Source organism: Dechloromonas denitrificans, from assembly GCF_020510685.1.
Taxonomy (GTDB): Bacteria; Pseudomonadota; Gammaproteobacteria; order Burkholderiales; family Rhodocyclaceae; genus Azonexus; species Azonexus denitrificans_A.
Genome location: NZ_CP075185.1, coordinates 1,629,355 through 1,652,938, shown reverse-complemented (window position 1 = coordinate 1,652,938; position 23,584 = coordinate 1,629,355). Strand labels below are relative to the sequence as shown.

Annotated in this window: 27 protein-coding genes and 1 pseudogene; 17 read left to right on the top strand and 11 right to left on the bottom strand. The window is 62.8% G+C overall.

Annotation, left to right across the window (positions count from 1 at the left end; all coding sequences use genetic code 11):
- Both KI611_RS08010 and KI611_RS08005 read left to right on the top strand, forming a co-directional pair.
- Nucleotides 1-696 (top strand): hypothetical protein, encoded by a 696-nt coding sequence (locus KI611_RS08010; RefSeq protein WP_226419296.1) that lies wholly within the window; start codon nucleotides 1-3, stop codon nucleotides 694-696.
- Complete coding sequence (locus tag KI611_RS08005; protein ID WP_226419295.1) at nucleotides 693-1,133, top strand: hypothetical protein; 441 nt, start codon at nucleotides 693-695, stop codon at nucleotides 1,131-1,133. The genes KI611_RS08010 and KI611_RS08005 overlap by 4 nt, the downstream gene beginning before the upstream one ends.
- Before the next feature lie 240 nt (nucleotides 1,134-1,373).
- Here the strand turns inward: KI611_RS08005 and KI611_RS08000 are convergent.
- A pseudogene (locus KI611_RS08000) lies at nucleotides 1,374-1,826 on the bottom strand (IS3 family transposase); the annotation flags it as partial.
- Between the two features lie 254 nt (nucleotides 1,827-2,080).
- On the opposite strand from KI611_RS08000, the gene nifV reads away from it, so the two are divergent.
- The 8 genes from nifV (at nucleotide 2,081) to KI611_RS07960 (ending at nucleotide 8,741) form a co-directional block, all read left to right on the top strand.
- Complete coding sequence (gene nifV, locus KI611_RS07995; RefSeq protein ID WP_226419294.1) at nucleotides 2,081-3,220, top strand: homocitrate synthase; 1,140 nt, start codon at nucleotides 2,081-2,083, stop codon at nucleotides 3,218-3,220.
- The gene (cysE, locus tag KI611_RS07990; RefSeq protein WP_226419293.1) at nucleotides 3,213-3,989 is read left to right on the top strand and encodes a serine O-acetyltransferase; all 777 of its coding nucleotides are present in this window, start codon (nucleotides 3,213-3,215) and stop codon (nucleotides 3,987-3,989) included. Before nifV ends, cysE begins: the two co-directional genes overlap by 8 nt.
- 7 nt (nucleotides 3,990-3,996) lie before the next feature.
- Nucleotides 3,997-4,527, top strand: a complete 531-nt coding sequence (locus tag KI611_RS07985) for a hypothetical protein (RefSeq protein WP_226419292.1) — start codon at nucleotides 3,997-3,999, stop codon at nucleotides 4,525-4,527.
- Nucleotides 4,528-4,537: 10 nt separating this feature from the next.
- On the top strand, nucleotides 4,538-4,879 hold the full coding sequence (nifW, locus tag KI611_RS07980) for a nitrogenase-stabilizing/protective protein NifW (RefSeq protein WP_226419291.1): 342 nt from the start codon (nucleotides 4,538-4,540) through the stop codon (nucleotides 4,877-4,879).
- Complete coding sequence (locus tag KI611_RS07975) at nucleotides 4,876-5,334, top strand: nitrogen fixation protein NifZ (protein ID WP_226419290.1); 459 nt, start codon at nucleotides 4,876-4,878, stop codon at nucleotides 5,332-5,334. Before nifW ends, KI611_RS07975 begins: the two co-directional genes overlap by 4 nt.
- 4 nt (nucleotides 5,335-5,338) lie before the next feature.
- Nucleotides 5,339-6,187, top strand: a complete 849-nt coding sequence (gene nifM, locus KI611_RS07970) for a nitrogen fixation protein NifM (RefSeq protein WP_226419289.1) — start codon at nucleotides 5,339-5,341, stop codon at nucleotides 6,185-6,187.
- Nucleotides 6,184-6,891 (top strand): thiopurine S-methyltransferase, encoded by a 708-nt coding sequence (locus tag KI611_RS07965; protein WP_226419288.1) that lies wholly within the window; start codon nucleotides 6,184-6,186, stop codon nucleotides 6,889-6,891. The genes nifM and KI611_RS07965 overlap by 4 nt, the downstream gene beginning before the upstream one ends.
- A 389-nt stretch (nucleotides 6,892-7,280) precedes the next feature.
- Nucleotides 7,281-8,741 carry a diguanylate cyclase gene (locus tag KI611_RS07960; RefSeq protein ID WP_226419287.1) on the top strand — a complete coding sequence of 487 codons (1,461 nt, stop codon included), beginning with the start codon at nucleotides 7,281-7,283 and terminating at the stop codon, nucleotides 8,739-8,741.
- Nucleotides 8,742-8,770: 29 nt separating this feature from the next.
- On the opposite strand, the gene KI611_RS07955 is transcribed toward KI611_RS07960, so the two are convergent.
- The 4 genes from KI611_RS07955 to KI611_RS07940 form a co-directional block, all read right to left on the bottom strand.
- Nucleotides 8,771-11,290, bottom strand: coding sequence for an EAL domain-containing protein (locus tag KI611_RS07955; protein ID WP_226419286.1), 2,520 nt, complete (start codon nucleotides 11,288-11,290; stop codon nucleotides 8,771-8,773).
- A complete protein-coding gene (locus KI611_RS07950; RefSeq protein WP_226419285.1) occupies nucleotides 11,287-11,592 on the bottom strand; it encodes a ferritin-like domain-containing protein in 306 nt (101 codons plus the stop codon). Before KI611_RS07950 ends, KI611_RS07955 begins: the two co-directional genes overlap by 4 nt.
- A 101-nt stretch (nucleotides 11,593-11,693) precedes the next feature.
- Nucleotides 11,694-11,906 (bottom strand): CsbD family protein, encoded by a 213-nt coding sequence (locus KI611_RS07945; RefSeq protein WP_226419284.1) that lies wholly within the window; start codon nucleotides 11,904-11,906, stop codon nucleotides 11,694-11,696.
- 145 nt (nucleotides 11,907-12,051) lie between these two features.
- Nucleotides 12,052-12,384, bottom strand: a complete 333-nt coding sequence (locus KI611_RS07940) for a DUF883 family protein (RefSeq protein WP_226419283.1) — start codon at nucleotides 12,382-12,384, stop codon at nucleotides 12,052-12,054.
- A gap of 213 nt (nucleotides 12,385-12,597) precedes the next feature.
- Between KI611_RS07940 and KI611_RS07935 the strand changes: the two genes are divergently transcribed.
- Both KI611_RS07935 and KI611_RS07930 read left to right on the top strand, forming a co-directional pair.
- Nucleotides 12,598-12,756 carry a DUF3309 family protein gene (locus KI611_RS07935; RefSeq protein WP_226419282.1) on the top strand — a complete coding sequence of 53 codons (159 nt, stop codon included), beginning with the start codon at nucleotides 12,598-12,600 and terminating at the stop codon, nucleotides 12,754-12,756.
- Between the two features lie 84 nt (nucleotides 12,757-12,840).
- Entirely contained in the window at nucleotides 12,841-13,005 is a 165-nt protein-coding gene (locus tag KI611_RS07930; RefSeq protein WP_226419281.1) for a DUF1328 domain-containing protein, read from the top strand.
- A gap of 11 nt (nucleotides 13,006-13,016) precedes the next feature.
- Here the strand turns inward: KI611_RS07930 and tal are convergent, their stop codons facing one another.
- From tal to KI611_RS07905, 5 genes are all read right to left on the bottom strand, one after another.
- Entirely contained in the window at nucleotides 13,017-14,099 is a 1,083-nt protein-coding gene (gene tal, locus KI611_RS07925; RefSeq protein WP_226419280.1) for a transaldolase, read from the bottom strand.
- Nucleotides 14,100-14,101: 2 nt separating this feature from the next.
- Nucleotides 14,102-14,548, bottom strand: coding sequence for a PRC-barrel domain-containing protein (locus tag KI611_RS07920; RefSeq protein WP_226419279.1), 447 nt, complete (start codon nucleotides 14,546-14,548; stop codon nucleotides 14,102-14,104).
- A 172-nt stretch (nucleotides 14,549-14,720) separates the two neighbouring features.
- Nucleotides 14,721-15,731, bottom strand: coding sequence for an alpha/beta hydrolase family esterase (locus KI611_RS07915; RefSeq protein ID WP_226419278.1), 1,011 nt, complete (start codon nucleotides 15,729-15,731; stop codon nucleotides 14,721-14,723).
- Nucleotides 15,732-15,813: 82 nt separating this feature from the next.
- Complete coding sequence (locus tag KI611_RS07910) at nucleotides 15,814-16,008, bottom strand: hypothetical protein (protein ID WP_226419277.1); 195 nt, start codon at nucleotides 16,006-16,008, stop codon at nucleotides 15,814-15,816.
- 23 nt (nucleotides 16,009-16,031) lie between these two features.
- Complete coding sequence (locus tag KI611_RS07905; protein WP_226419276.1) at nucleotides 16,032-16,589, bottom strand: NADPH-dependent FMN reductase; 558 nt, start codon at nucleotides 16,587-16,589, stop codon at nucleotides 16,032-16,034.
- Nucleotides 16,590-16,814: 225 nt separating this feature from the next.
- Here KI611_RS07905 and KI611_RS07900 point away from each other — a divergent pair, with 225 nt between their 5' ends.
- The 5 genes from KI611_RS07900 (at nucleotide 16,815) to KI611_RS07880 (ending at nucleotide 22,587) form a co-directional block, all read left to right on the top strand.
- The gene (locus KI611_RS07900) at nucleotides 16,815-17,015 is read left to right on the top strand and encodes a hypothetical protein (RefSeq protein WP_226419275.1); all 201 of its coding nucleotides are present in this window, start codon (nucleotides 16,815-16,817) and stop codon (nucleotides 17,013-17,015) included.
- A 184-nt stretch (nucleotides 17,016-17,199) separates the two neighbouring features.
- A complete protein-coding gene (gnd, locus tag KI611_RS07895) occupies nucleotides 17,200-18,639 on the top strand; it encodes a decarboxylating NADP(+)-dependent phosphogluconate dehydrogenase (RefSeq protein WP_226419274.1) in 1,440 nt (479 codons plus the stop codon).
- Nucleotides 18,636-20,108 carry a glucose-6-phosphate dehydrogenase gene (gene zwf / locus KI611_RS07890; RefSeq protein ID WP_226419273.1) on the top strand — a complete coding sequence of 491 codons (1,473 nt, stop codon included), beginning with the start codon at nucleotides 18,636-18,638 and terminating at the stop codon, nucleotides 20,106-20,108. The genes gnd and zwf overlap by 4 nt, the downstream gene beginning before the upstream one ends.
- Nucleotides 20,108-20,806, top strand: coding sequence for a 6-phosphogluconolactonase (pgl, locus tag KI611_RS07885; protein ID WP_226419272.1), 699 nt, complete (start codon nucleotides 20,108-20,110; stop codon nucleotides 20,804-20,806). The genes zwf and pgl overlap by 1 nt, the downstream gene beginning before the upstream one ends.
- Nucleotides 20,807-21,276: 470 nt before the next feature.
- Complete coding sequence (locus tag KI611_RS07880; protein ID WP_226419271.1) at nucleotides 21,277-22,587, top strand: hemolysin family protein; 1,311 nt, start codon at nucleotides 21,277-21,279, stop codon at nucleotides 22,585-22,587.
- Between the two features lie 22 nt (nucleotides 22,588-22,609).
- On the opposite strand, the gene KI611_RS07875 is transcribed toward KI611_RS07880, so the two are convergent.
- Complete coding sequence (locus KI611_RS07875) at nucleotides 22,610-23,512, bottom strand: LysR family transcriptional regulator (RefSeq protein ID WP_226419270.1); 903 nt, start codon at nucleotides 23,510-23,512, stop codon at nucleotides 22,610-22,612.
- Between the last annotated feature and the right edge of the window lie 72 nt (nucleotides 23,513-23,584).

The window sequence follows — 23,584 nt, the reverse complement described above, 5'->3', positions numbered from 1 at the left end:
ATGGCTGGCGGACAGAAACCATTTCAAGCGAAGACTAACGATACGCCCAAGAGTATTGCCGACGACAAACTAAAGCCAACTGCCGAAATGCATATCTTAGTGGGCGGGCCGTATACCGACGCAGCTGGCGAGGAGCACAGATACGGCCATACAGCTTTACGTATTAAAACAAAAAATCTGGACTTAACATACGACTTCGGCCGCTATGGAAAAGTCTCTGGAACTTTCGGTGAAAGTGGAGAAGGAATACTTAGAGTATGGAGCTCATTCCAACCATATATAACCGGGGAAATAGCTCTCCAGCGGAAAACAACTGATTTTGTATATTCACTTTTTGATCATCAAGCAAATTTATCGAATTCATATTTTGATGGTCTGATAAAGTCCGGAACTTCAATTGAAGGCAAGAGAACTGCTACAAAACAAGTTTACAAGCTAACTGCCGATTATCATGCGCTTGGTCCAAACTGCACCACATTAAGTATTGATGGTGCAAAAAAAGCCATTCCAAATATCGATCAAGGATCGGACAAATACAATAAGCCCGAGGATGTACTGACTTTTGCTGAGAGAATGGCGCTCAGGGCAAAGGGAGGATCATCAAGATTGTTTTTGCCGGAAAATTTGCTAACATTTTTAAATACAGGACAACCAGTCAAACCCATACGGATAGATATTTATGGCAACGGGAAATGAATAAAATTGGAATTGCTATTGGTGCAAGCGCCCTAACCTTCGTGCTATGCCTATCTTTTAACCACTTCGTTCTGGAGCATAAAGCAGTGACAAAAGTACACAAACTAGAATACCCATTAATATTATCAAGCGATTTGTCATCCAAAAACACGCACATGCTTCCAAAAGGCACAGTTTTATACTTTGATAAATCTTATCCAGAGGGTTTTACTCGGTACAAGATATATGTAAACATTGATCGCATGCCATTAAAACTTGATGACTTGAGTGACCCCACTGAAATCGCTCCTATTGATGCCGCGGCGCCAAGCAAAGACGATTTAATAAAACTTCTACGTGACTATCCTTTAACCAAAAGTGACCTTGAGTCAATTCTTGATTCAAAGCGAATTTCAAAAGAAGAAATAAGAGATATTTTGAGTAATTTCATTCGATAATATATAAAATATCTGTCGTCCTAATTATTCTACCGAAGGCTCTTATTGCAATTTGCCATTGATCCAGCTCCATTGGACGCGATGTCACTGGCCTAACGGAGACTGCTGGCGCAGGCAAGACCGGCTGCGCACCGGGCAATGACCAGTCCGGAGTACTCTCCGGCTAGCGATCGGGGAGTATGCAGGCCAGTTCGCCTGCAAGCATCAACCCAAGGACAAGAACGAACCCGCGAAGGTCTGAATCGCCGACTCGCTATCGATGCGCGAACGGATTGACCAACCGATCACCTGGCGGGAGAACAGATCCAGCACCACGGCCAGATACAGCCAGCCCTCGCGGGTCCGGATATAGGTGATATCCGTCACTCAAACCTGATTGGGTGCTCCAACATCGAAATTCTGCGCCAACCGATTCTCGACCACGACCGCCAGCTTACCCTAGTGGCCTGCTCGATGATGATAGCCTACCTGTGCCCGTAGTCCCTCCTGTTTCATCAGGCGCTAGACCCGATGCTTGCCGCACTGCTCGCCCAGGCCATGGGTAATCTTGCGATAGCCATAGACTCCACCGCTTGCCAACCAGGATTGCTTGATCAGGCCGCGCAGCCGCTGATTTTCCTTCTGACGAGACGATGCGGGTTCAGCTTTCCAGACGTAATAGCCGCTCGGATGAACCGTCATCATGTGGCAGAGCCCGAACCGGACTACAAGCCAGGTGGTTGGATTACTCACTCACGCTGTATCGCCGTATCGAAGGACTTCCTCGACGCGGACCTTTACGGGTACCTGAACCAGACACACCCGCTTTTTCCTGACTCGCCGAAAAATCCTTGTCGCATTCACGACATCGAGCCGACAGCCCTCTGCTCATAAAACAAATAACACAAACCATTCAATAGGTTACGAACTGGCACCCGCCTTGCTAGATACAAGCCAAGGAGAGTCCCATGACCCATCGGCAATTCGTCACCATCAACGACACCACCCTGCGCGACGGCGAGCAGTCGGCTGGCGTGGCGTTTTCGCTGGACGAAAAGCTGGGCATCGCCAGCCAGCTTGCCGCCATCGGCGTGCCCGAGCTGGAAGTCGGCATCCCGGCGATGGGCGAAGAGGAATGTGACTCGATCCGCGCCGTCGCCGCCCTCAAGCTGCCGGCCCGGCTGATGGTATGGAGCCGCATGCACCCGGCCGACATCGCCGCCTGCGCGGATCTCGGCGCGCACCTGATCGACATTTCGGTGCCGGCCTCGGACCAGCATCTGGCCTACAAGCTGAAACAGGATCGCGCCTGGCTGCTGCGCGAACTGCCCAAATTCATCGGCGCGGCGCTCAGCCTCGGGCTGGAAGTCGGCCTCGGCTGCGAGGATGCCTCGCGCGCCGATCTCAACTTTCTCTGTGCCCTGGCCGAAACCGCCGAACGGGCCGGCGCCCGCCGCCTGCGTTTTGCCGACACGCTGGGCGTCCTCGAACCGTTCGGCACCTTCGACAAGATCAGCACGTTGCGCCGCAACACCGGGCTGGAAATCGAAATGCACGCCCACGACGACATGGGCCTGGCCACCGCCAATACGCTGGCTGCCTGCAAGGCCGGGGCGACGCATGTCAACACCACGGTCAACGGCCTCGGTGAACGGGCCGGCAATGCGCCGCTCGAAGAAGTCGTACTCGGCCTGAACAAGCTCTACGACATCGAAACCGGGGTCAGCCTGAAAGGCTTCCCCGCCCTCTCCAGCCAGGTCGCCACCGCCTCCGGCCGCGCCGTGCCGTGGCAGAAGAGCGTCGTCGGCGCCGGCGCCTTCACTCACGAAGCGGGCATCCACGTCGATGGACTGCTCAAGCATCCGGACAATTACCAGGGTTTCGACCCGCAGGAAGTCGGCCAGGCGCACCGCATCGTGCTCGGCAAGCACTCCGGCTCGCGGGCTGTCCAGCTCGTCTATGGCGGCCTCGGCCTGACCGTCGATGAGCGCGAGGCACACGCCCTGCTGCCGCGCGTTCGCAACTTTGTCGCCGCCCACAAGCATCCACCGGAAATCAGCGATCTGCGCGAACTTCTGGCCGTGCTCCGGAGCCAACCCCATGTCTGAAGCGATGACCATGACCGCGATTGCGCCTGCCGTACCCGGCCTCTGGGCAACCCTCAAGGAAGACCTGGCCTGCGTCTTCCAGCGCGACCCGGCGGCCCGCTCGACGCTCGAGGTGCTGACCACCTACCCCGGCGTCCATGCCGTGCTCACCCATCGCCTGGCGCACCGGCTATGGCTGTCCGGCTGGCGCTTCCCGGCCCGCTTCCTGTCCTTCCTCGGGCGGACGCTGACCAATGTGGACATCCATCCCGGCGCCAGCATCGGCCGCCGCTTCTTCATCGACCATGGCGCCTGCGTGGTGATCGGCGAAACGGCGGAAATCGGCAACGACGTCACGCTCTACCACGGCGTCACGCTCGGCGGCACCTCCTGGAACAAGGGCAAGCGCCACCCGACCCTGGCCGACGGCGTCGTCGTCGGGGCCGGCGCCAAGATTCTCGGGCCGATCGTCATTGGCGAACGGGTCCGTGTTGGTGCCAATTCGGTGGTCGTCAAGAACGTTCCGGCCGACTGCACGGTGATCGGCGTGCCGGGTCGCATCGTCGATAACCGGATCAGCGGCCTGCGCCCGGAGAACGGCATCAATCTCGATCACAACGTGATGCCGGACCCGGTCGCCAAATCGATCGCCTGCCTGATCGAGCGCATCGAAACGATGGAAAAAGAACTCGCCGAACTGCGCCACGAACCGCCGCCGCCCGACCATAGCGGGCAATGTCAAACCTGTTCTGCCGGCGACTTGTGCTGCGAGCACGAGGCCATGCACTGAGACCATCATGGACCTGCTCGACTTTTCCGATTGCAAGCTCTACTTCGAGGACGCCCTGCCCGCCGAAGCCGAACGGCTGATCGCCCAGGCGGCCAGCGAATACGGCGAGCCGGCGGCCGAACTGTCGCTGCTGCGGGCCCACATGCACGCGCCGGAGAACCTCAGCGTGCTGGTCGGCATCTACCGCTACTATTTTTACCAGCACCGGCTGGAGGATGCGCTGATCGTCGCCGAGCGCGCGATGCAGCTTTCCGGCCGCCATCTCGGCCTGCCGACCGACTGGAACCAGCTCGACGAAACCCGGCTCGGCTCGGCCGCCGCCAATTCTTTCGGGCTGCTGCGCTTCTACCTGCTCGCCCTGAAGGCGGCCAGCGTCGTGCTGCTCCGCCTCGGCCGGATTGCCGCCTCGCGAGCCCGGCTGATCAAGCTGGCCAGCCTCGACAGCCGCGACCAACTGGGCGCCGCGAAATTGCTTGAAGTGGTAGACGAATTCCAGCAGCAAACCGATGAACCCGAACTGACACTTGCAGTCGCCTGAGGAGAAAACGATGGACGATACCCTGACCCTAGCCGAAGCCATGGAAGACCTGGTTTCCGCCGAAGATTTTCTCGACTATTTCGAGGTTCCCTACGAAGCCAGCGTGGTGCATGTCAACCGCCTGCACATCCTGCAGCGCTTCCATGACTACCTGGCCAAGCAGGCGCCCAACCTGCCACCCGAAGAGTCCGCCCAGCGCGGCATCTACCGGCTGTGGCTGGAGCGCGCCTATCTCGATTTCGTCACTTCGGACTCGCTGACCGAAAAGGTCTTCGCGGTGTTCCAGAACGTTGCCAAGCCGGATGGCGGCATGAGTTCCTTCGTGTCGCTCGACAAGGTCTTCCGGCAATGATGAACGCCCGCTGGGAGTACGGCGAGTCGGTGCGCCTGACGCGCAACGTCCGCAACGACGGGACCTATCCCGGCCTCGATCCGGGCGACCCGCTGGTCCGCCGCGGCAGCATCGGCTACGTGGTCGATGTCGGGACCTTCCTGCAGGACCAGATCATCTACTCGGTGAACTTTCTCGACGAAGGCAAGATCGTCGGTTGCCGCGAGGAAGAACTGATCGGTGCCGACGAGACCTGGACGCCGTCGCGCTTCGAGTTCCGCGAAAAAGTGCGCTCGGCCAAGGGCCTCTCGGTCAATGGCGAGGTGCTGGTCGCCCTCGGTGCCATCGGCGAAGTCATCAAGGTGATCCGCGATGCACCGGGTGGCGTTGCTTACCACATCCACTTCGACAGCCTGCCGGGCCGCGTGCTGCAAATCCCGGAAGATGCACTGGACCCGACCGAACAAAAGGAATGACGCGATGTTGCACGGCTACCTCGAACTGAAACTCTCCTGGCAACTTTTCCAGAAGGCACCGGAAACGCTTTCCGAGCCGGAACGCAACCGACTGGTCGAAGTCGCCGAAAAACAGGACAGCATCGAGCAGCGCATCCTCGGCAGTTCGCCGGCGGCCAATGTCGTCATTCCCGCCGCGACGCTGACCACCCGGATCGCCGAGATCCGCAAGCGCTACGCTTCGGACGACGAGTTCGCCCAGGATCTGGAACGCAACGGCCTCAACGAGACGACGCTGGCTGCAGCGGTCGAGCGCGACGTTCGGGTCGAAAGCGTCCTCGAAAAAGTCGCCTCGGCCACCCCGGCGGTCAGCCTGATCGATGCCGAAATCTATTACCGGCTGCACCCGGAAGCCTTCGACCGCCCCGAAGCGCGCCGCCTCAGCCACATCCTGATCACCTTCGACAACCCCGGCGAACGCGCCAAAGCCGCAGCGCAACTCGCAACGCTGCGCTCGACACTGAAAACCGCCGAGCAATTCGGCCAGGCCGCCCATCAATACTCGCAGTGCCCGACCGCGATGGAAGGCGGCAAGCTCGGCATCGTCAAGCGCCAGCAGCTCTATGCCGAACTGGAGCCTGCGGCCTTTGCGCTGACCGAAGGCGACATCAGCGCCGTGCTGGAATCGCCGATCGGCCTGCACATCCTGCGCTGCGACGAAATTTTCCCGAGCGGCATGCTGCCCTTTGCCGAAGTCAGCCAACACATCGTCGAACGGCTGACCGACAAGCGCCGCCGCCAGGCCCAAAAAGACTGGATCAAGGCGCTGACCGCGCCGCGGACACAAGGCTCCGCAATGAAACCGTCGCGGTGACCGGGCACCAGGAATGGAACCCGCAGGCCAACGACAACGAGCTTTGGCGGCAATGCTGGCGCGATAGCGAAACCGCGGATTTTCATCAGCTGGCGGTCAATGCCAACCTGATCAAATTCTGGCCGGGTCTTGGGCTGTCGGCTAGCGACCGGGTTTTCGTCCCGCTCTGCGGCAAGAGTCTCGATCTGCTCTGGCTGGCCGGCCAGGGCCATCCGGTGGTCGGCGTCGAACTCAGCCCGATCGCCGTCGGCGCCTTCTTCGCGGAAAGCCGGCTGGCGGCGACCCGCCAGCCGGATGGCAAATTCACCCGCTGGCAAAGCGGCCGGATCGACATCCTGTGTGGCGATTTCTTCGACCTGACGGCGGCCGATCTCGGCGACATCACCGTCGTTTTCGACCGCGCTTCGCTGACCGCGCTGCCGGAAGAACTCCGCCACGCCTACCTGGCGCATCTGCGCAAGATCCTGCCCGAGCAGTGCCGGATGTTCCTGCTCACAACCGAGGAACCGGACGATGGCGAGACACCGGACCAGGACTTTGCCATCGCCGATGAAATCACCAGCCTGTACACGCTGGCCTTCGACATCCAGCTGCGCCACGTCGAAAGCATTTTCGAATCCGCGCCGGAGCAGTCCGACGAGCGGCCGGTTCGCGTCGAACACAAGGTCTATCTGCTGACCCCCAAAGCGGAAATCCTGCTCTGAAGGTTTCCCTCGCTGGTGGAACGAACCGTTTGCCGCGCCACTTGCCGAGCCCGGCTCCGCTTTAGGGCGCCGCGTGCGGGAATCCCTATATCGATTGTCATCGCAGCCGACAACGATCGTCTTAGCGCCCGACGTCGCTCCGCCTTGAACAATGGGAATATGCAGGCGTACAGCCAAACGCCGCGAAGCGGGGCGAGCTGCCTTTGGCGACGGTTTACAGGGGCACGCTGCCTCGATGTCGATTAGCCAATGGATTGAATCTGTCATAGCCATATGTTGGCTATCAAACAGACCGGGCAGCGGATCGCCATTAACTTGTCTAAACGAGGGCAAGCTTATCTTGGCAACAGGCCGACAAGAGCAACCGGAACACTGGGTTGAGGAACAAGATGAAAAACACGAGCATGGCCCAGGGCCCATTTGCCGAGCAAGCACAAACAGACGGGGCAGCCGACGAAGCCGACCCGCAAAGGCTGCTCCATGAGTTGCGGGTACATCAGATCGAGCTCGAATCGCAGAACGACGAACTGCACTGCGCGCAGGACGAACTGGAAGCCTCGCGGCAGCTCTATTTGGACCTCTACGAACTGGCCCCGGTCGGTTACTGCACGCTCAGCGATTCAGGGCTGATCCTGCAGGCCAACCTGACTGCCGCCACGCTGCTTGGCGTGGCGCGCGACGATCTGGTCAAGCAGCAGATCCGCCGCTTCATTCCCCCGAATGAACACGACACCTTCCTCCGCCATAGCCAGCAGCTGTTTGCCACCGGCGAACAGCATAGCTGCGATCTGCGCATGGTGAAAAAGGATGGTACGACCTTCTGGGCTCACCTGCTCTCACTCGGCATCCAGGGCACCGACGGCAAGCGCGTCTGCCGCATGGCGCTTACCGACATCAGCGAGCGCAAGCTGGCGGAAGAGGCATTGCGCGAGCAGAAGGAATTCTTTCATCTGATCGCCGACAATCTTTCCGACTTCATTGCCGTACTCGACCTCGATGGGCGGCGACTCTACAACAGCCCGTCGTACCAGCAGATTTTCGGCACAAAGAATCTGCACGACACCGATTCCTTCGCCGAAATCCACCCGGACGACCGCGAGCGCGTCCAACAGGCTTTCCGCAAAACCGTGCAGACCGGCGTCGGTAGCCAGATCGAATTTCGCTTCCTGATGACCGATGGCAGCATCCGCGACATGGAATCGCGCGGCAGCGTGATCCGCGACCGGCAGGGGAATGTCATCCGCGTGGTCGTCGTCTCGCAGGACATTACCGAGCGCAAGCAGTTGCAGGAACAGGTACGGCAAATGGCCTTCCATGACCTGCTCACCCGCCTGCCCAACCGGCGCTTGTTCAACGATCGCTTGAGCCAGGCGATGGCGGCCAGCGCGCGCAGTTTCTGCCACGGCGCGCTGATGTTTATCGATCTGGACAATTTCAAGCCGCTCAACGACGCCCACGGGCACGACGTCGGCGACCTGCTGTTGATCGAAGCCGCCGACCGGCTGAAACATAACGTCCGCGAAATGGACACCGTGGCCCGCTTCGGTGGCGACGAATTTGTCGTGATGCTCGGCCAGATGGACCAGGACAAGGCCGAGTCGATCGCCCAAGCTGGGGTCATTGCCGAAAAGTTGCGGGCCGCCATGGCCGAACCCTATCGCCTGACGATCTGCCACGAGGGAGAAGCCGAACGAACCATCTACCACGGCTGTGCCGCCAGCATCGGCGTGACCCTGTTCAACCAGCACGACGCCAGCCTGGGCAGCATCCTGAAGCGCGCCGATGCGGCAATGTATCGGGCCAAGCAGGCCGGCGGCAATCAGATCCGCTTTTCCGCCGCCCCGGCATGACCGATGGCCAACGCCGGTGATCCGGAGAGTCAAACCAGCGGCGCCGGCATCCTCGGCCCGCTTCCCAGCAAGCGGGAGAAATCCCCGGCCGGCAGCGGGTAGCTGAATAAGAACCCCTGCCCCTCGTCACACAGCTGACTTTGCAGAAAGGCCAGTTGCTCGGCGGTTTCGATGCCTTCGGCGACCACCCGCTGCTTGAGATTTTTGCCCATACCGATGACCGCGCTGACAATCGCGGCATCGTCGGCATTGCCCGGGACATCGCGGACGAAGGACTGGTCGATCTTCAGCGTATCGATGGGAAAACGATTGAGATAACTCAGGCTCGAATAGCCGGTTCCGAAGTCGTCGATCGCCAGTTGCACGCCCATCGCCTTGAGTTGCTCAAGAACCGAGGCCGAAGCCTCCGCCTCATGCATCAGGATACTTTCGGTCAGCTCCAGTTCGAGATAGCGCGGCGCCAGGCCGGTCTCATCAAGGATCAGGGCCAGCTCTTCGATGAAATCGACGTGCCTGAACTCGATCGCCGAAATATTGACGGCTACCGGCACGGCGCGTAGTCCGCCATCGAGCCAGGCCTGCACCTGACGGCAGGCTTCGCGCAGCACCCAGCGGCCGATCGGCACAATCAGGCCGCACTCTTCGGCGATCCGCACGAACTGTCCCGGATAGACAATGCCGAGTTCCGGATCCTGCCAGCGAATCAGCGCTTCGGCACCGGTGATCTGGCCGGAAGCGATATTGATCTTCGGCTGGTAATGCAGTTCAAACTCGCCCTGGAGCAAAGCCCGACGCAGACTGCTTTCGACGAAAAGGCGCTGGACAGCGCGGGTATTCATGTCGGCGGTGAAGAACTGGAAATTGTTGCGGCCTTTGGCCTTGGCGAAATACATCGCCGTATCGGCGTTCTGCATCACCGCGTCGGCCCCGATCCCGTCATCGGGAAAGATGCTGATGCCGATGCTCAAGGTGATATGGAGTTGATGCTCGTCGATGCTGTGCGGCACAACCAGCGCGGCCAGCAGCTTTTCCGCGACCTGGGCGGCATCCTGCTGGTTCTCGATTTCCGCCAGCAGGATCACGAACTCGTCACCGCCCTGGCGACAGACCGTATCGGTCGTCCGCACGCAGTCGACCAGGCGCTCGGCTATCGATTTAAGCAGGCGGTCGCCGATCTCGTGGCCCAGCGAATCGTTGATATTCTTGAAGTAATCGAGGTCGAGATAGAGCAGCGCGACCTGCTTGTGGTGGCGCTGGGCCCGGGCAATGGCCTGGCGAAAGCGCTCGGTGAGCAGCAGACGATTGGGCAGGCCGGTGAGGAAGTCATGCTGGGCCAGATGCGACATCTTCAAGGCCATGGCGCGCGATTCGCTGACATCGTGAAAGACAATGACGGCACCGCTGACCCGGCCGTCCCGGTTGTGGATCGGTGCTGAAGAGTCCTCGATCGGTGACTCGTAACCGTCGCGCCGGATCAATACGCTGTTCATCTCCAGTCCGACGATCCGGTTTTCGGCGATGGCCAGTTGTGCCGGATTGGCCATCGTTTCGCGGGTCGCCCCGTCGATGATCCGGAATACTTCGGCCAGCGGCTTGCCCTGCGCATCGTCGGCCGACCAGCCGGTCATCGCCTCGGCGATGCGGTTGAGGTAAGTCACATTGCCCGCCAGATTGGTCGACAGCACCGCGTCGCCGATCGAGTTGAGCGTCACCTGGGCCCGTTCCTTTTCCTCGAACAGGGCTTCGGTTGCCTGTTGCAATTCCTGTTCGGTCGCCTTGCGCTCAGTAATGTCTTCAACTATCTGTACCCGACCGCGCAAGGTCGAGCCATCGTGCATGGGCGCCGCATTCAGACGTGTCCAGACGATACTCCCGTCGCCCCGCATGAAGCGCACTTCGGTCTGATACGGCTCCTGGCCACGCACCGCATCGCGCCACTCGGCGACGATGCGCTGCCGGTCGGCCGCGTGAATCGCCGTGCTCCATTTGGTGCCGAGGGCCTGCTCGAAGTCCAACCCGGATATCTTGTGATACGCCGCATTGGTGTAGACGCAATCGCCCTGCGCATCGGAAACGAAAATGCCGAGCGGCGAGGCGTCGCTCATGGCGCGAAAACGCTCCTCGCTATCGAGCAAGGCATCGCGGCTCGCCTTGCGTTCCATGATGTAGCGCAGCGCATGCGGCAGCCAGTGGGCGTCGACATGGCCCTTGGTGAAATAGTCGTGAGCCCCGAGCTGAACCGCCTGGTGCGCCAGTTCTTCGTCGCTGGCGCCACTCAGCACCAGAATCAGGGCGCGCGGTGCCGCCTTGAAGACCTGATCGAAGACCGCGATGCCCTGGCCATCCGGCAAGGTCAGGTCAAGCAGGACAACGTCGATTGTCCCCTGGCCGAGCCGAGCGAGTGCGGCGGAAAGCAGCGTCACGCATTCGACCTGATAGCTACGGCCAACCGAACCGGCCAGTGCCTCCCTGATCAGTCTGGCATCGTCCGGATCGTCCTCGACCAGCAGAACGCTGGTCGGCGGAATGCTCACGGCCGGACTAGTCATGAAGAGACGGGATCGGGTTTGTCGGTAATCGGTTTGTCGCTAAACAGAAACGTCCTGAATTGCCGGGAAAACGTCGGGTCCTGGCGCTGGATCCACGCCAGCAACATCGCTGCGTGTTCCTTTTCCTCGTCCCGATTGTGTTCGAGGATGGCCTTCAATTCCGCATCGTCGCAGGCATCGCAGCGCTGGTTGTACCAATCGACGGCTTCCAGTTCCTCCATCAGGGAGACGATTGCCCGATGCATGTCGCGCGTTTTAGCGGAGAGCCTGTTTTCCGGCTCGTGATAACCAATACTGGCCATTCTTTACTCCTTCAGGGGGTGTCCTTTCGCAGCAGCCGGCCTCGACCTGTCGGCGGGCTGGGTGCGCTGTGCCGCACCCAGCGTGCTCTGATCAGGCAGGACTAGGGGCGAAAATCCTTGTTGGCATCTTCAAAGCTCTTGATCTGCTTTTCGGCTTCGTCCTTGGTGATGCCGTAGCTTTCCTGCAGCTTGCCGGCCAGTTGGTCGCGCTTGCCGGCAATCACGTCGAGATGGTCATCGGTGAGCTTGCCCCACTGCGTTTTGACCTTGCCCTTGAACTGTTTCCAGTTCCCTTCAACGATATCCCAATTCATGTCCAACTCCTTTTACCTGGGCTCCGACGGGCCGGATGGCCGATCGAGCACCCCTTGTCACATGTGAAGTAAACACAGGATGCAGCAGCTAGGTTATGTGGATCCCCGGGCTTGCTCTGTGCGCTCTCGTACATAGGACAAGCATTCAGCGCCGGCTGACCAGGGCACCGATGACGATCCCGGCAGCGGCGGCAATGCCGAGCACTGTCCACGGATTCTCCCGGACATAGCGATCGGTAGCATCGACCGTACATCTGGCGCTCTCGCTGACCGCCGTGCGCGCATCCAGCAAGCGGGATTTCGCCTGGTCCAGCCGGGCTTCGAGTTTGCTGCGGGCGAGCGTGAATTCGTCGGCGGTCGCCCCGGCAACATTGTTGAGCAAGTCTTCGGCATCGCCGACGACGCGTTTGAGGTCATTGACGAGGGCTTGTTTGCTGCCTTCGATAGTCCCTTGCGGGGTGATGGTTTCGATGGTCATGGGTATCTCCTGTGCGTTTCCGGGTGGCAATTGCCGTAGGTACCAAGGCATTCGGCATGCGGCCTTGCCCTGCTCCGCATCCTCGACCTCACCCCGGCGCATGTCTGTGTGCTGGCGAACAGACGCAGCCGCCAGGCTGCGTAGCCTTGTTTACAAGCGAGAAACGCTGTCGGCCGCAAGGTCGGCATACAACCCGGAACAAGGAGAGAGCAAATGTCATTAGGAACAATTCTGCTGATCGTGGTGGTTCTGCTGCTGGTCGGCGCCATTCCCAGCTGGCCGCACAGTCGCGGCTGGGGTTACGGCCCGAGCGGCGGGCTTGGGCTGGTCCTGGTCATCCTGCTGGTCCTGGTTCTGCTCGGCCGGATCTAACCCGGCAGATCGCCAGCCAGTCTGGTGGCGGTCTGCCGCCCCCCCTGAACCAGCAACACAGGGGCGATTACCAAAGGAAATGCCATGTTGCGTTACGCCGTCATATTCTTCATCGTTGCGCTGATCGCCGCGCTGTTCGGCTTTACCGGCATTGCCGCCGGGGCCGTCGAAATCGCCAAGATCCTGTTCTTCATTTTCATCCTGCTCTTTATCGTCTCGCTGGTCATGGGGCTGACGCGGGGCAAGTGACGCCGCTCGCGCTAGACGCTGCCGAGAATCTTCGCGTAGGCCTCGGCGAAGCACTGTATGGCGTCATGCTGCAAGGTTTCGCCGACCTCGTTGAGGTCGATGCCCTGAACCGACAGCGCGACAATGTGGTAGTGCGCCTTTTCGATGCCATCGGCCAGCAGGTCGAGGGCATCGCCGCGCAGCCGGAAAGCCGACAGCGTTGGCTCCGGCAGCGCATTGATGGTTTCCGGACCGATCAGCGCCTCGACGTAAAGCAACTCGTCGTATTCCGGATTCTGGTTGCCGGTACTGGCCCAGAGCAGCGTTTGCGGCCGCACGCCGGCCTCGCCAAGGGCAACGAAATCCGGGCCGTGAAACAGCTCGAGATAGCGGTGATAGCAGCGCTTGGCCAGGGAAATCCCGGTCCATCCCCGGAGCACACGGGCAAGCGGTGTCGCGATGATCTCCAGACGCTGATCGACCAGCGTATCGAGGTCGCTCAAAAAGACGCTCGCCACCGAGCGCAACTGCCCGCCATTCCCGCCATCGGCCAGCCAGCGCTGCGCCCCGCGCACATAGGCTTGCGCCACCGCTTCGTAGTGGGCGAACGAAAAGATCAGGCTGACGTTCACCCGGATGCCGGCGGCGGTCAACCGTTCAAAAGCACGGATTCCCGCCGCGCTGGCCGGCACCTTGATAAGCAGGTTGTCGCGGGCGACCGCCCGGTGCAGGCGCAACGCCGCCGCCTCGATTGCCGCCGCGTCGTGTGCCAGCGCCGGCGACACGTCCAGGCTGAGATAACCGGTCTCGCCGGAACTGGCGATGTAGGCGGGCCGGAGCAAGTCGCAGGCCGCCTGGATGTCGGGCATGACCAGCGATTCGTAGCGCTCTTCTGGATCGAGAGCGGAGGCGCGCAGCCGTTGCAGGTCGTCGGCATGCTGCGGACTGCCGGCCACGGCGTTGTGCCAGGTCGCGGGGATGGTGGTCACCCCGTCGATACCGTCCGCGTCGATCAGCCGCTGCAAGCTGCCGTCCCGGAGCTGGACCGGAGCCAGATCGTCGAGCCAGATGTGCTGACCGAGCGCCTTGAGCGCCCGCAGTGGATTTTTCTTCATGCTCAGAGGATGGCCGGCGTTTGGCCCGGCGTCGTCCGGTAATAGGCATGAATACCGGCTGCCCAGGTCGGGTCGGCCATATCCGGCCACTTGTTCTTGTCGAAGCCGGGCGCGCTGTCTAGTTGCTCCTTGGTCACGTCGAGGATGAAGCGCTTGTTCTCGGTATCGAGCGTCAGCGCCTGCCACGGCACGGCGAAAAACTTCTCGCCGACGCCCATGAAACCGCCGAACGACAACACGGCATAGCTCACCTGGCCGTTGCCGCGCATATCGAGCATGATCTCCTTGATTTCGCCGAGATCCTCGCCGGCCTTGTTGTATACATCGTTGCCGACGAGCGTGTTGGCGCCCATCAGATACGGCCCGGGGCCATGACTGGTATCCGGCCCGAAAGCATTGTCCGTAGTCGCCCTGTAGATGCCGTACAGATCGCGTTCTTCATAGTTCATCAGTGTCTCCGGTCGAGGTAATCGGGAATCGTTCGGACGGCGTGCCGTGCACGGCTCACCGTTGATCGAGACTAGCCGCCCCTCGTCGGATGGTCTGTTCGACAGGCCACAGAGCCGGGCAAGTGGCGCTCGGCCAAGCGAGCGGCGCCGGCCTGTCGCCGACGGCCGAGCTTCAAGCGGCGAATTGCCGTGCCGCGAAGACCCAGACCATGCGCGAGGCATCCGGCCCCATCCCGTCGCTGTACGGTTGACTGGCGGCGCCGCCGCTCCAGGCATGGCCCAGTCGGCTGACGACGACCAGCGTGGCGACCAATCGGCCCTGGCGCTTGTAGTCGGTCACCACCATCGGGTAGCGCTGACCGCGCTGCACCGTGCGCGCTTCACCGCTCCGCGCGCCAGCCGCGGCGGCCCAAGCGTGCACCGCGGCCAGGCCGTTGTGCGGCGAGACCACCGCATCGGCATCGCCGTGGATGACCAGCAGCGGCGGCCAGGAAATCGCCATGGTCAACGGGGTGGCGGCGAGCGGCCGCGTCGCCCGGTGGCCGTGCATCGCCCCCAGCGCCGACAGCGGCGAATGGGCGGTCCCCGGCGGAATGCCCGAGTGCATGACCACCGCCTTGAAGCGATCGGGATGCCGGGTGACCAGCAAGGCGGCCATGCTGGCCCCCGCCGACAACCCGGCGATTGCGACGCGCGTACTGTCGACCGGATGGAGCAGGCAGACCTGGTCGATGGCCTGCATGATCAGCGCCGCTTCGCCATAGGCCCGACCGGATGTCGTGTCGAACCAGTTCCAGCAGCCCTGGCCGTTGGCCAGACGATCCTGTTCCGGGTAGAGGACGAGAAATCGCTCGCGCCGGGCAAGGCCGTTCATCCGCGTGCTCGTCGCAAAGGCATTGGCATCCTGCCCGCAGCCATGCAGCATGACGATCAGCGGCAACCGCTCGCCAAACTTGACGCCGGGCGGCCGATAGAGGCGGAAACGGCGTGCCCCGCTGGCACCCAGCGCCAGGCCGAGACTCCAGCTGCCATCCCCGGTGGGCGGCTTGCTCTTGGCGACGACGGTATGCTTGAGCGCCTGCTTGAGCACCCGCACACCGGATTTGGTGGCACTACGGGTAGCCGTCGCCAGGCTGCGCTGGAAAATCTTCGCCCACGGCGAAGCGCGCAAGCGTTTTCTCATTGGCCAACGCCCGCCGCTGCCCCGGATTGCGCGGGCTTCAGCCCCCGGCCGTCAGCCGCGAAAGTCCGGGGCGGGCGGCGCGTCAGTGCCGATCCCCGGACCGGGCCGGCGCCTCGCCAGCGGCAACAGGCGTAGCGAGCGGATCGGTGGCGCTGCTGGGGTTGTCCGGTGCTGTATCAATTGCCGGGGGAATGATCGGCCGCCAGCAGCAACAGCCGGCTTCCTGAGCCCCGCGCATGACCGGCTGGCGGCGCGGCGTGGTTTCTTCTTTTGCCATGGATCGTTCCTCCCCGTTAAAGCTCAGTCGGCACGACCGCTTTTGACCAGCGCAGTCAGCGCCAGCAGGAGCTTCTGGATCTGTTTCCGGGTCGGCTCATCGGTCAGCTTGCCATCTTCGGTAAAGCGCCGTTCGGCATTGCCGATCATCACTTCCGGCTGATTGACGGTCGGCATGTTCAGCGCGACGAGGATTTGTCGCAGATGGTATTGCGCCCGCGCCGTTCCCAGACTGCCGATCGAAACGCCCATCACGGCCGCCGGCTTGCCCGCCCAGGCGCTTTCGCCGTAGGGCCGCGACGCCCAGTCGATGGCGTTCTTCAGACACCCGGGCACCGAGTAGTTGTATTCGGGGGTGGCGAACAGGATGGCGTCGGCCGACCGGATGCGCCGGCGGAACTCGACGACGGCCGGCGGCGGCGTCAGTTCGGTGCTCTGGTCATAAATCGGAATGCCATGCAGTTCGACCAAGCCGAGCATGGCGCCCTCCGGCAGCAGCTCATGCGCGGCCTTGAGGGCGAAGCGGTTGTACGAGTTCTTGCGCAGACTGCCGACGATGCCCAGAATTTTTATCTCGCCCATGTTCGCTGGCTCCTTGTTCAATTCAGCCAAGGATGCCTGCCCCCGCGCTCGGCCGCTGTGCGCCAGCGCACATTGAGAAAACGGCGATCTGTGTGCGCCAGCGAACGGAACGGAAATCAAGCGCGGCGCATCGTGGAAATCCGCGCCAAGTACCGGTGCGCTACCCGCCCCACTACCTGGTCACGGGAGATTTCGTTCCATTGCTTTTACCGCCGAGGACATGCCATGAAAAAACTTGCCGTACTACTGATCGCCGTCGCCACGCTGCTCACCGGCTGCGTTGTCTATGATGGCCCCTACCGCGACGGCGAGCGCCGTGGCGACCGGGATGGCCCGTCGCACCGTGGCGATCGGGATCGCGACTACGACCGCGATGGCGTGCCGGATCGTCAGGACCGGCGCCCGAACAACCCCGAGCGCTACTGAAACACCGCCCCCCGGTTTGCCGCGGCCACGCCGTTCCGCAAATTTGGAACCCCGCCGGCCAAGGGGTTTCCAACAGTCCCGGGCGGCGTTTGGGCGCCACCCCGCTCCATTCACCGACGGCGGCTGAACCGGCCACAATCAGCATTCCCGGTTGCAAAGCCGGCCTTCAATGGCGGAGACAGGCATGAGCAGAGCAGATATTGGCGTCATCGGCCTGGGCGTAATGGGTGCAAACCTGGCGCTCAATCTCAGCGATAAGGGCTTCCGGCTCGGCGTTTACAACCGCACGGCGACCGTCACCAGCGAATTCGTCGCCGCCCACGGCACCGGACGGGCGATCGCCGCGGCCGACAGCCCGCAGCAACTGGTCAGCCAACTGGCCAGGCCGCGCATCATCCTGCTGATGGTCACCGCCGGGCCGGCGGTCGAGGCGGTGATCGGACAACTGCAGCCGCTGCTCGAACCGGGCGACATCGTGATCGACGGCGGCAACTCCAATTACCGCGACAGCCAGCGCCGGTGCAGCGAGCTGGCCGGCAAAGGCATTCATTTCGTCGGCCTGGGCGTTTCCGGCGGCGAGGCCGGTGCCCGCCACGGTCCGTCACTGATGCCGGGCGGCGCGGCGGCGGCCTGGCCGACCATCCGCCCGATGCTTCAGGCGATTGCCGCAACGGTCGATGGCGAGCCCTGCTGCCAGTGGCTGGGCGACGGCGGCGCCGGCCATTACGTCAAGATGGTCCATAACGGCATCGAATACGGCGATATGCAGCTGATCGCCGAGGTCTGCCACCTGATGCAACACGCCCTCGGTATGAGCCATGCGGCGATGGCCGAGACGTTTGCCGAGTGGAACGCCGGCCGCCTCGAATCCTACCTGATCGAAATCACCAGCCACATCCTGCGCCAGCGCGATAGCGACGGCAGCCCGCTGGTCGACCATATCCTCGACCGGGCCGGGCAGAAAGGCACCGGTGTCTGGACGGCGCAGGACGCCCTCGACCGCGCCGTGCCGCTGACCCTGATCGGCGAGGCCGTGCAGGCCCGCATGCTGTCGGCCCGCAAGGCCGAACGGGTCGCCGCCGCGGCCCTGCTCGGCAGCCCCCCGGCGCGGCTCCCGGAAACGGTTCGCGCCGCCAGCCTGGCGGCGCTGCACGACGCGCTGTATGCGGCCAAGCTGGTCTCCTACACCCAGGGCTTTATGCTGCTCCAGGCCGCTGCCGAAGGCGAGGGCTGGGTGCTGCCCTATGGCGACATCGCGCAACTCTGGCGCGCCGGCTGCATCATCCGCAGCCGCTTTCTCGCCGACATCAAGACCAGCTTCGCGCGCCAGCCGGTGCCGCCCAGCCTGCTGCAGGACCCGTTTTTCGTCGCCGAGATCAAGGCCGTCGAAGCCGGCTGGCGGCAGGCCGTGATGCTTGCCGTCGGCAGCGGCGTCGCCGCCCCGGCCCTCGCCTCGGCCCTCGCCTTCTACGACGGCTACCGCTGCGCCAACGGCTCGGCCAACATCCTGCAGGCGCAGCGCGACCTCTTCGGCGCCCACGCCTATCAGCGCACCGACCGTGACGGCTCGGAAAACTTCCATACCCGCTGGCAGGGCGACGGCGGCGAGGAGAAGCTGCCATGAGCTGCACCACCGAGTCGCACGCCTACGTGATTTTCGGGGCGACCGGCAATCTGGCGACGGTCAAATTGCTGCCGGCGCTCTACCAGCTGCACTGCCTCGGCTACCTGGCACCCGACGTCAAGATCCTCGGCTGCGGCCGGACGCCGCATGACCGCGCCGGCTGGCGCGATGCCGTGCGGCAGTTGCTGGCGACGACCGCCAGCGTTGCGCCGAACTGCCTGGACGAGTTCATCATGCGCCTCGACTATCTGCCCGGTAGCCTGCAGGATGCCGCCTTCTACCAGACGCTGGCCGGCTGGGTGGGGAGCGGCGAATGCGCCCGCAACGTCATCTTCTACCTCTCGGTCAGCCCCGAGCTGTATGTCCCGGTGACCGTCGGGCTGGCCACGGCCGGCCTGCTCGCCGAAGACAACGGCTGGCGCCGGGTGGTCGTCGAAAAGCCCTTCGGCCACGACCTGCAATCGGCCCGCGACCTTCAGCACGAACTGAATACGCATCTCGGCGAAGAGCAGATTTACCGGATCGATCATTACGTCGGCAAGGAGTCGGTGCAGAACCTGCTGGTCCTGCGCTTCGCCAACATGATCCTGGAACCGCTGTGGAACCGCCATTACATCGACCACGTGCAAATCACCCATGCCGAAACCGTCGGCGTCGACGGACGCGCCAGCTATTACGACCGGCACGGCGGGGCGACGCGCGACATGATCCAGAGCCACCTGCTGCAGGTGCTCGCCCTGCTCGCCATGGAACCGCCGGTTTCGCTCGAAGCCGAGTCGCTGCGCGATGAAAAGGTCAAGGTGCTGCGCTCGATCCGCCCGGTGGACGTGACGCAACTGGCCAGCCACGCGGTGCGCGCCCAGTACGCCGGCTACCACCAGGAAGCCGGCATCACCCCGGGCAGCCATACCGAAACCTACGCGGCGCTCAAGCTCCATATCGACAACTGGCGCTGGCGCGACGTGCCCTTCTACCTGCGCACCGGCAAGTGCCTGAAAGAGCGCCGTTCGATGGTCGCCGTCCGTTTCCGCGAGCCGCCGATGCAGCTCTTTCAAGGCACCGGCGCGGCCAGCGTCCATCCCAACTGGTTGCTGATCGGCATTCAGCCGGACGATGTCGTGCAGATCGAAATTTCCGCCAAGGTGCCGGGCGCCGAAACACGTACCCGCCAGATCGTCATGGACGCCACCGTCGGCAACCCCGGCGAGCGCAAGGCCGACGCCTACGAGGATTTGCTGCTCGATGTCATCGAAGGCAACCGCTCGCTGTTCCTGCGCTACGACGAAGTCAAGGCGGCCTGGAATGTCGTCGATCCGGTGATGCGCGCCTGGGAGGAGGACGAGCAGCCGCCGCTGCAATACCCGGTGGGCAGCTGGGGGCCGAAGGCGGCCGGGCAGATCTTCGGCCGGGCCGACCAGGAATGGCGGCAAGACCTCGGCTGCAACGGCAAGGCCGACGGCGAAGCGTGATGCTGCCGGTCGACACCCGCATCCTCGCCGATCCCGAAGCGCTGGCCAGCACGGCCTGCCGGCTGATCGGCGACGCGGCGCAGGAGGCCATCCAGCAGCGCGGCGTCTTTCGCCTGGTGCTGGCCGGCGGCAACACGCCCAACCGGACCTATCGACGGCTGGCCACGACCCGGCAGCAGTGGGCCGCCTGGGAAATTTACTGGGGCGACGAACGCTGCCTGCCGGCCGACCATCCGCAGAGAAACTCCGGCCAGGCCCAACGCGCCTGGCTGGCCGAAGTGCCGATCCCGCCCGGGCAGATTCACCCGATTCCGGCCGAACGAGGGGGCGCTGCGGCGGCAGCGATCTATGCCCGGCTGATCGGCGACCGCCAGCCGTTCGATCTGGTGCTGCTCGGCATGGGCGAAGACGGCCATACCGCCGGCCTGTTTCCCGGCACCGCAGACGACGACGCGCCAGTGATTGCCGTGCACGAAGCGCCGAAACCGCCGGCCGAGCGCGTCAGCCTCAACTTTCACACCCTGCGCGCCAGCCGCCGGCAGCTGGTCCTGGTCAGCGGTAGCGAAAAAGCGGCGGCCGTGGCCGTTTGGCAGCAAGGCGAGCAACTGCCCATCGCCCGCGCGACAAGCAGCCATGCCTGTTTGCTGCTCGATGCCCCGGCCGCCCGCTCGGCCGGCCTCGCGACATCGCTGATCTGAAAGGCGGCGGCCCGGGCATTTGCCGAGCGGCGGCCCGAAAAAGTCGCCGGAGGAGGCGTTTCTACGGGCCGAAAAGGCGCGGACCAGGACCAGGCGTGCCGGTGGCGACCGGACGGTGCTGGTGCGCAGAGCCGGCCAGCGGCCGAGCCGATCGACCGCGCAATCCTGCCCTTGTGTGCGCTATCAGACAGAGCGAAATCGGGAAATGAGAGACGATGACGACAAGTATTCGTCCCCCCTGAAACGAATGCTCCCAGTACTTTGCCCGGCACGGCCAGCCCGTTTCGGGCATTTTTTTCGCTCCGCACCGCGCCTCGGCCCAACGAAAGAGAGATAGCGCGCAGCCCTGCCGATCGATCGGCGGATCGCGGCAGATGCCACCCTGCCGGATTGGCATTATCGGCCTGCTACAATCCAGACCATCTCAACACCGAAGTCGCATACCTGTCCGGTAACGGGCGACTTCCCGCATGGATCTAGCGCTGATTTTTCTCCTCATTCTCGTAAACGGCATATTTGCCATGTCCGAGATCGCCGTCGTTTCGTCCCGCAAGTCCAGACTGCAGAATCTGGCCGATGACGGCAGTTTGGGCGCCCAGGCGGCGCTCACCCTGCACCAGGAACCCGCCAGTTTCTTTTCGACCATCCAAGTCGGCATCACCTCGGTCGGCATCCTCAGCGGCGCCATCGGCGAAGCGGCGGTGGCCGATCCCCTGACCGCTTGGTTGGCCGGTCTGCCGATTCTCGCGCCCTACGCCAGAACCATCGCCTTGACGATCACCGTGGTCGGTCTGACCTACGTTTCCGTGGTGGTCGGCGAACTGGTGCCGAAACGCCTGGCGATGCTCGCCCCGGAAGGCATCGCCTCGCTGATCGCCCGACCGATGATCATGCTGGCCCGGCTTACCCATCCGCTGGTGGTGATCCTCTCCGGTTCCTGTACCGCCATCCTGCGCATCCTCGGCACCCGCCCGAAGGAAGAGCAGCCGGTCACCAACGACGAAATCAACGTGCTGATGGAACAGGGCGCCGAGGCCGGGGTCTTTCACGAGAGCGAGCAGGAACTGGTTTCCAACGTGCTGCGCCTCGACGAACAGCGGATCGCCGCGATCATGACGCCGCGTCGCGAGATGTTCGTGATCGACCTCGACGAAGACGCGGAAACCGTCCGCCAACGCATCGTCGGCACCGCATACTCCCGGCTGGTGGTCTGCCGCGACGGCCTGGACAACATCCTCGGCATCCTGCAAACCGGCGATCTGCTGAAGAAAGCCCTACCCGGCCACTGCATCACGACGGACGACATCGAATCGGTCCTGCATCCGCCGCTATACGTGCCGGAAACGGTCACCACCACGCAACTGCTGGAAAATTTCCGCGGCGCCCGCCTGCAGTTCGCCTTGATCGTCGATGAGTACGGCGACGTGCAAGGCCTGGTCACGCTGACCGACGTTCTCGCGTCGATCGTCGGCGAGCTGTCGGTGCCCGAAGCGCCGGAGGATCGCGACATGGTGCAGCGCGAGGATGGTTCCTGGCTGGTCGATGGCGACGTCGGCGTCGAGCGCCTGAAATCCGTCCTCGACATCGACGACGATCTGCCGGGCGAAGACGAGCGCGGCTTTCACACGCTGGGCGGTTTCATCATGCACACCCTGGGCCGCATTCCATCGCCGGCCGATCACTTCAGCGCCGAAGGCTGGCGCTTCGAGGTGATGGACATGGATGGCAACCGGGTCGACAAGGTGCTGGTCTCGGCGCTGCCCGATGCCCCGCCGACCTGATCGGCCGACCCGGCGAACGGCCTCAAACGTCGAACGGATCTTTGCCCAGTGCGTCGATCACGTGATCGACAAAACAGGTGATACGCGAAGCGAGCGCCGTATTGCGATAGTAAACGGCGTTGATCGGCTGGCGCACGTCAAGGGCCTGCCCGGCGAACAGGGGCAGCAATTGCCCGTCTTTTTGATCGTGGCGCGTCATGAAGTCCGACAGGCAGACGATGCCGAGGCCGGCCAGGGCGATCTGCCGGAGCGTCTCGCCGCTCGATGAGGCAATCGTCGGCTTGATGCGCAGGGTAGTGCCGTCGTCGTTGCGCAGCGGCCAGTCGTTCAGCGAATCGGGCTGGTTGAAGCCGAGCAGCACATGCCCGGCCAGTTCGGCCGGCGTCGTCGGGGCGCCGTGCCGTTGCAGGTAAGCCGGGCTGGCGAGCAGGCGCAAACGGCTGCTGCCGACCGGGCGGGCATGCAGCGTCGAATCCTTCAGCGCGCCGATGCGGAATGCGACGTCGGTGCGCTTTTCGAGCAAGTCGGTAAAGCCTTCGTTGGAGTTCAACTCCAGCTCGACTTGCGGGTAACGGGCGTAAAACCCGGCGAGCAGCGGAACGATCACATGCAGCATGAACGGCGTGGCGGCATCGACCCGCAGGCGCCCGACCGGGTGCATCCGGCGCGCCGCCAACTGTTCCTCGGCGGCGTCCACGGAGGCGAGGATGGCCCGGGCATTTTCCAGGAAGACCGCCCCCTCCTCGGTCAGTTCCAGGCGCCGCGTGGTGCGCCGCAGCAGCGTGGTCTGCAGCTTTTCTTCCAGCCGGCCCAGGGTGCGGCTGGTCGCCGAGACGGTCAGCCCGACCTCTTCCGCACCGGCGGTGATCGATCCCTGGTCGACAACGGCGACGAAGGCCTGCATTTCATCGAGGGTGGTTTTCATATTTGATTTTTAATCAATAATATTTTGTTTATACGCGGCTTTATCGACAAAAGTAAAGCCGGCACACTGCGC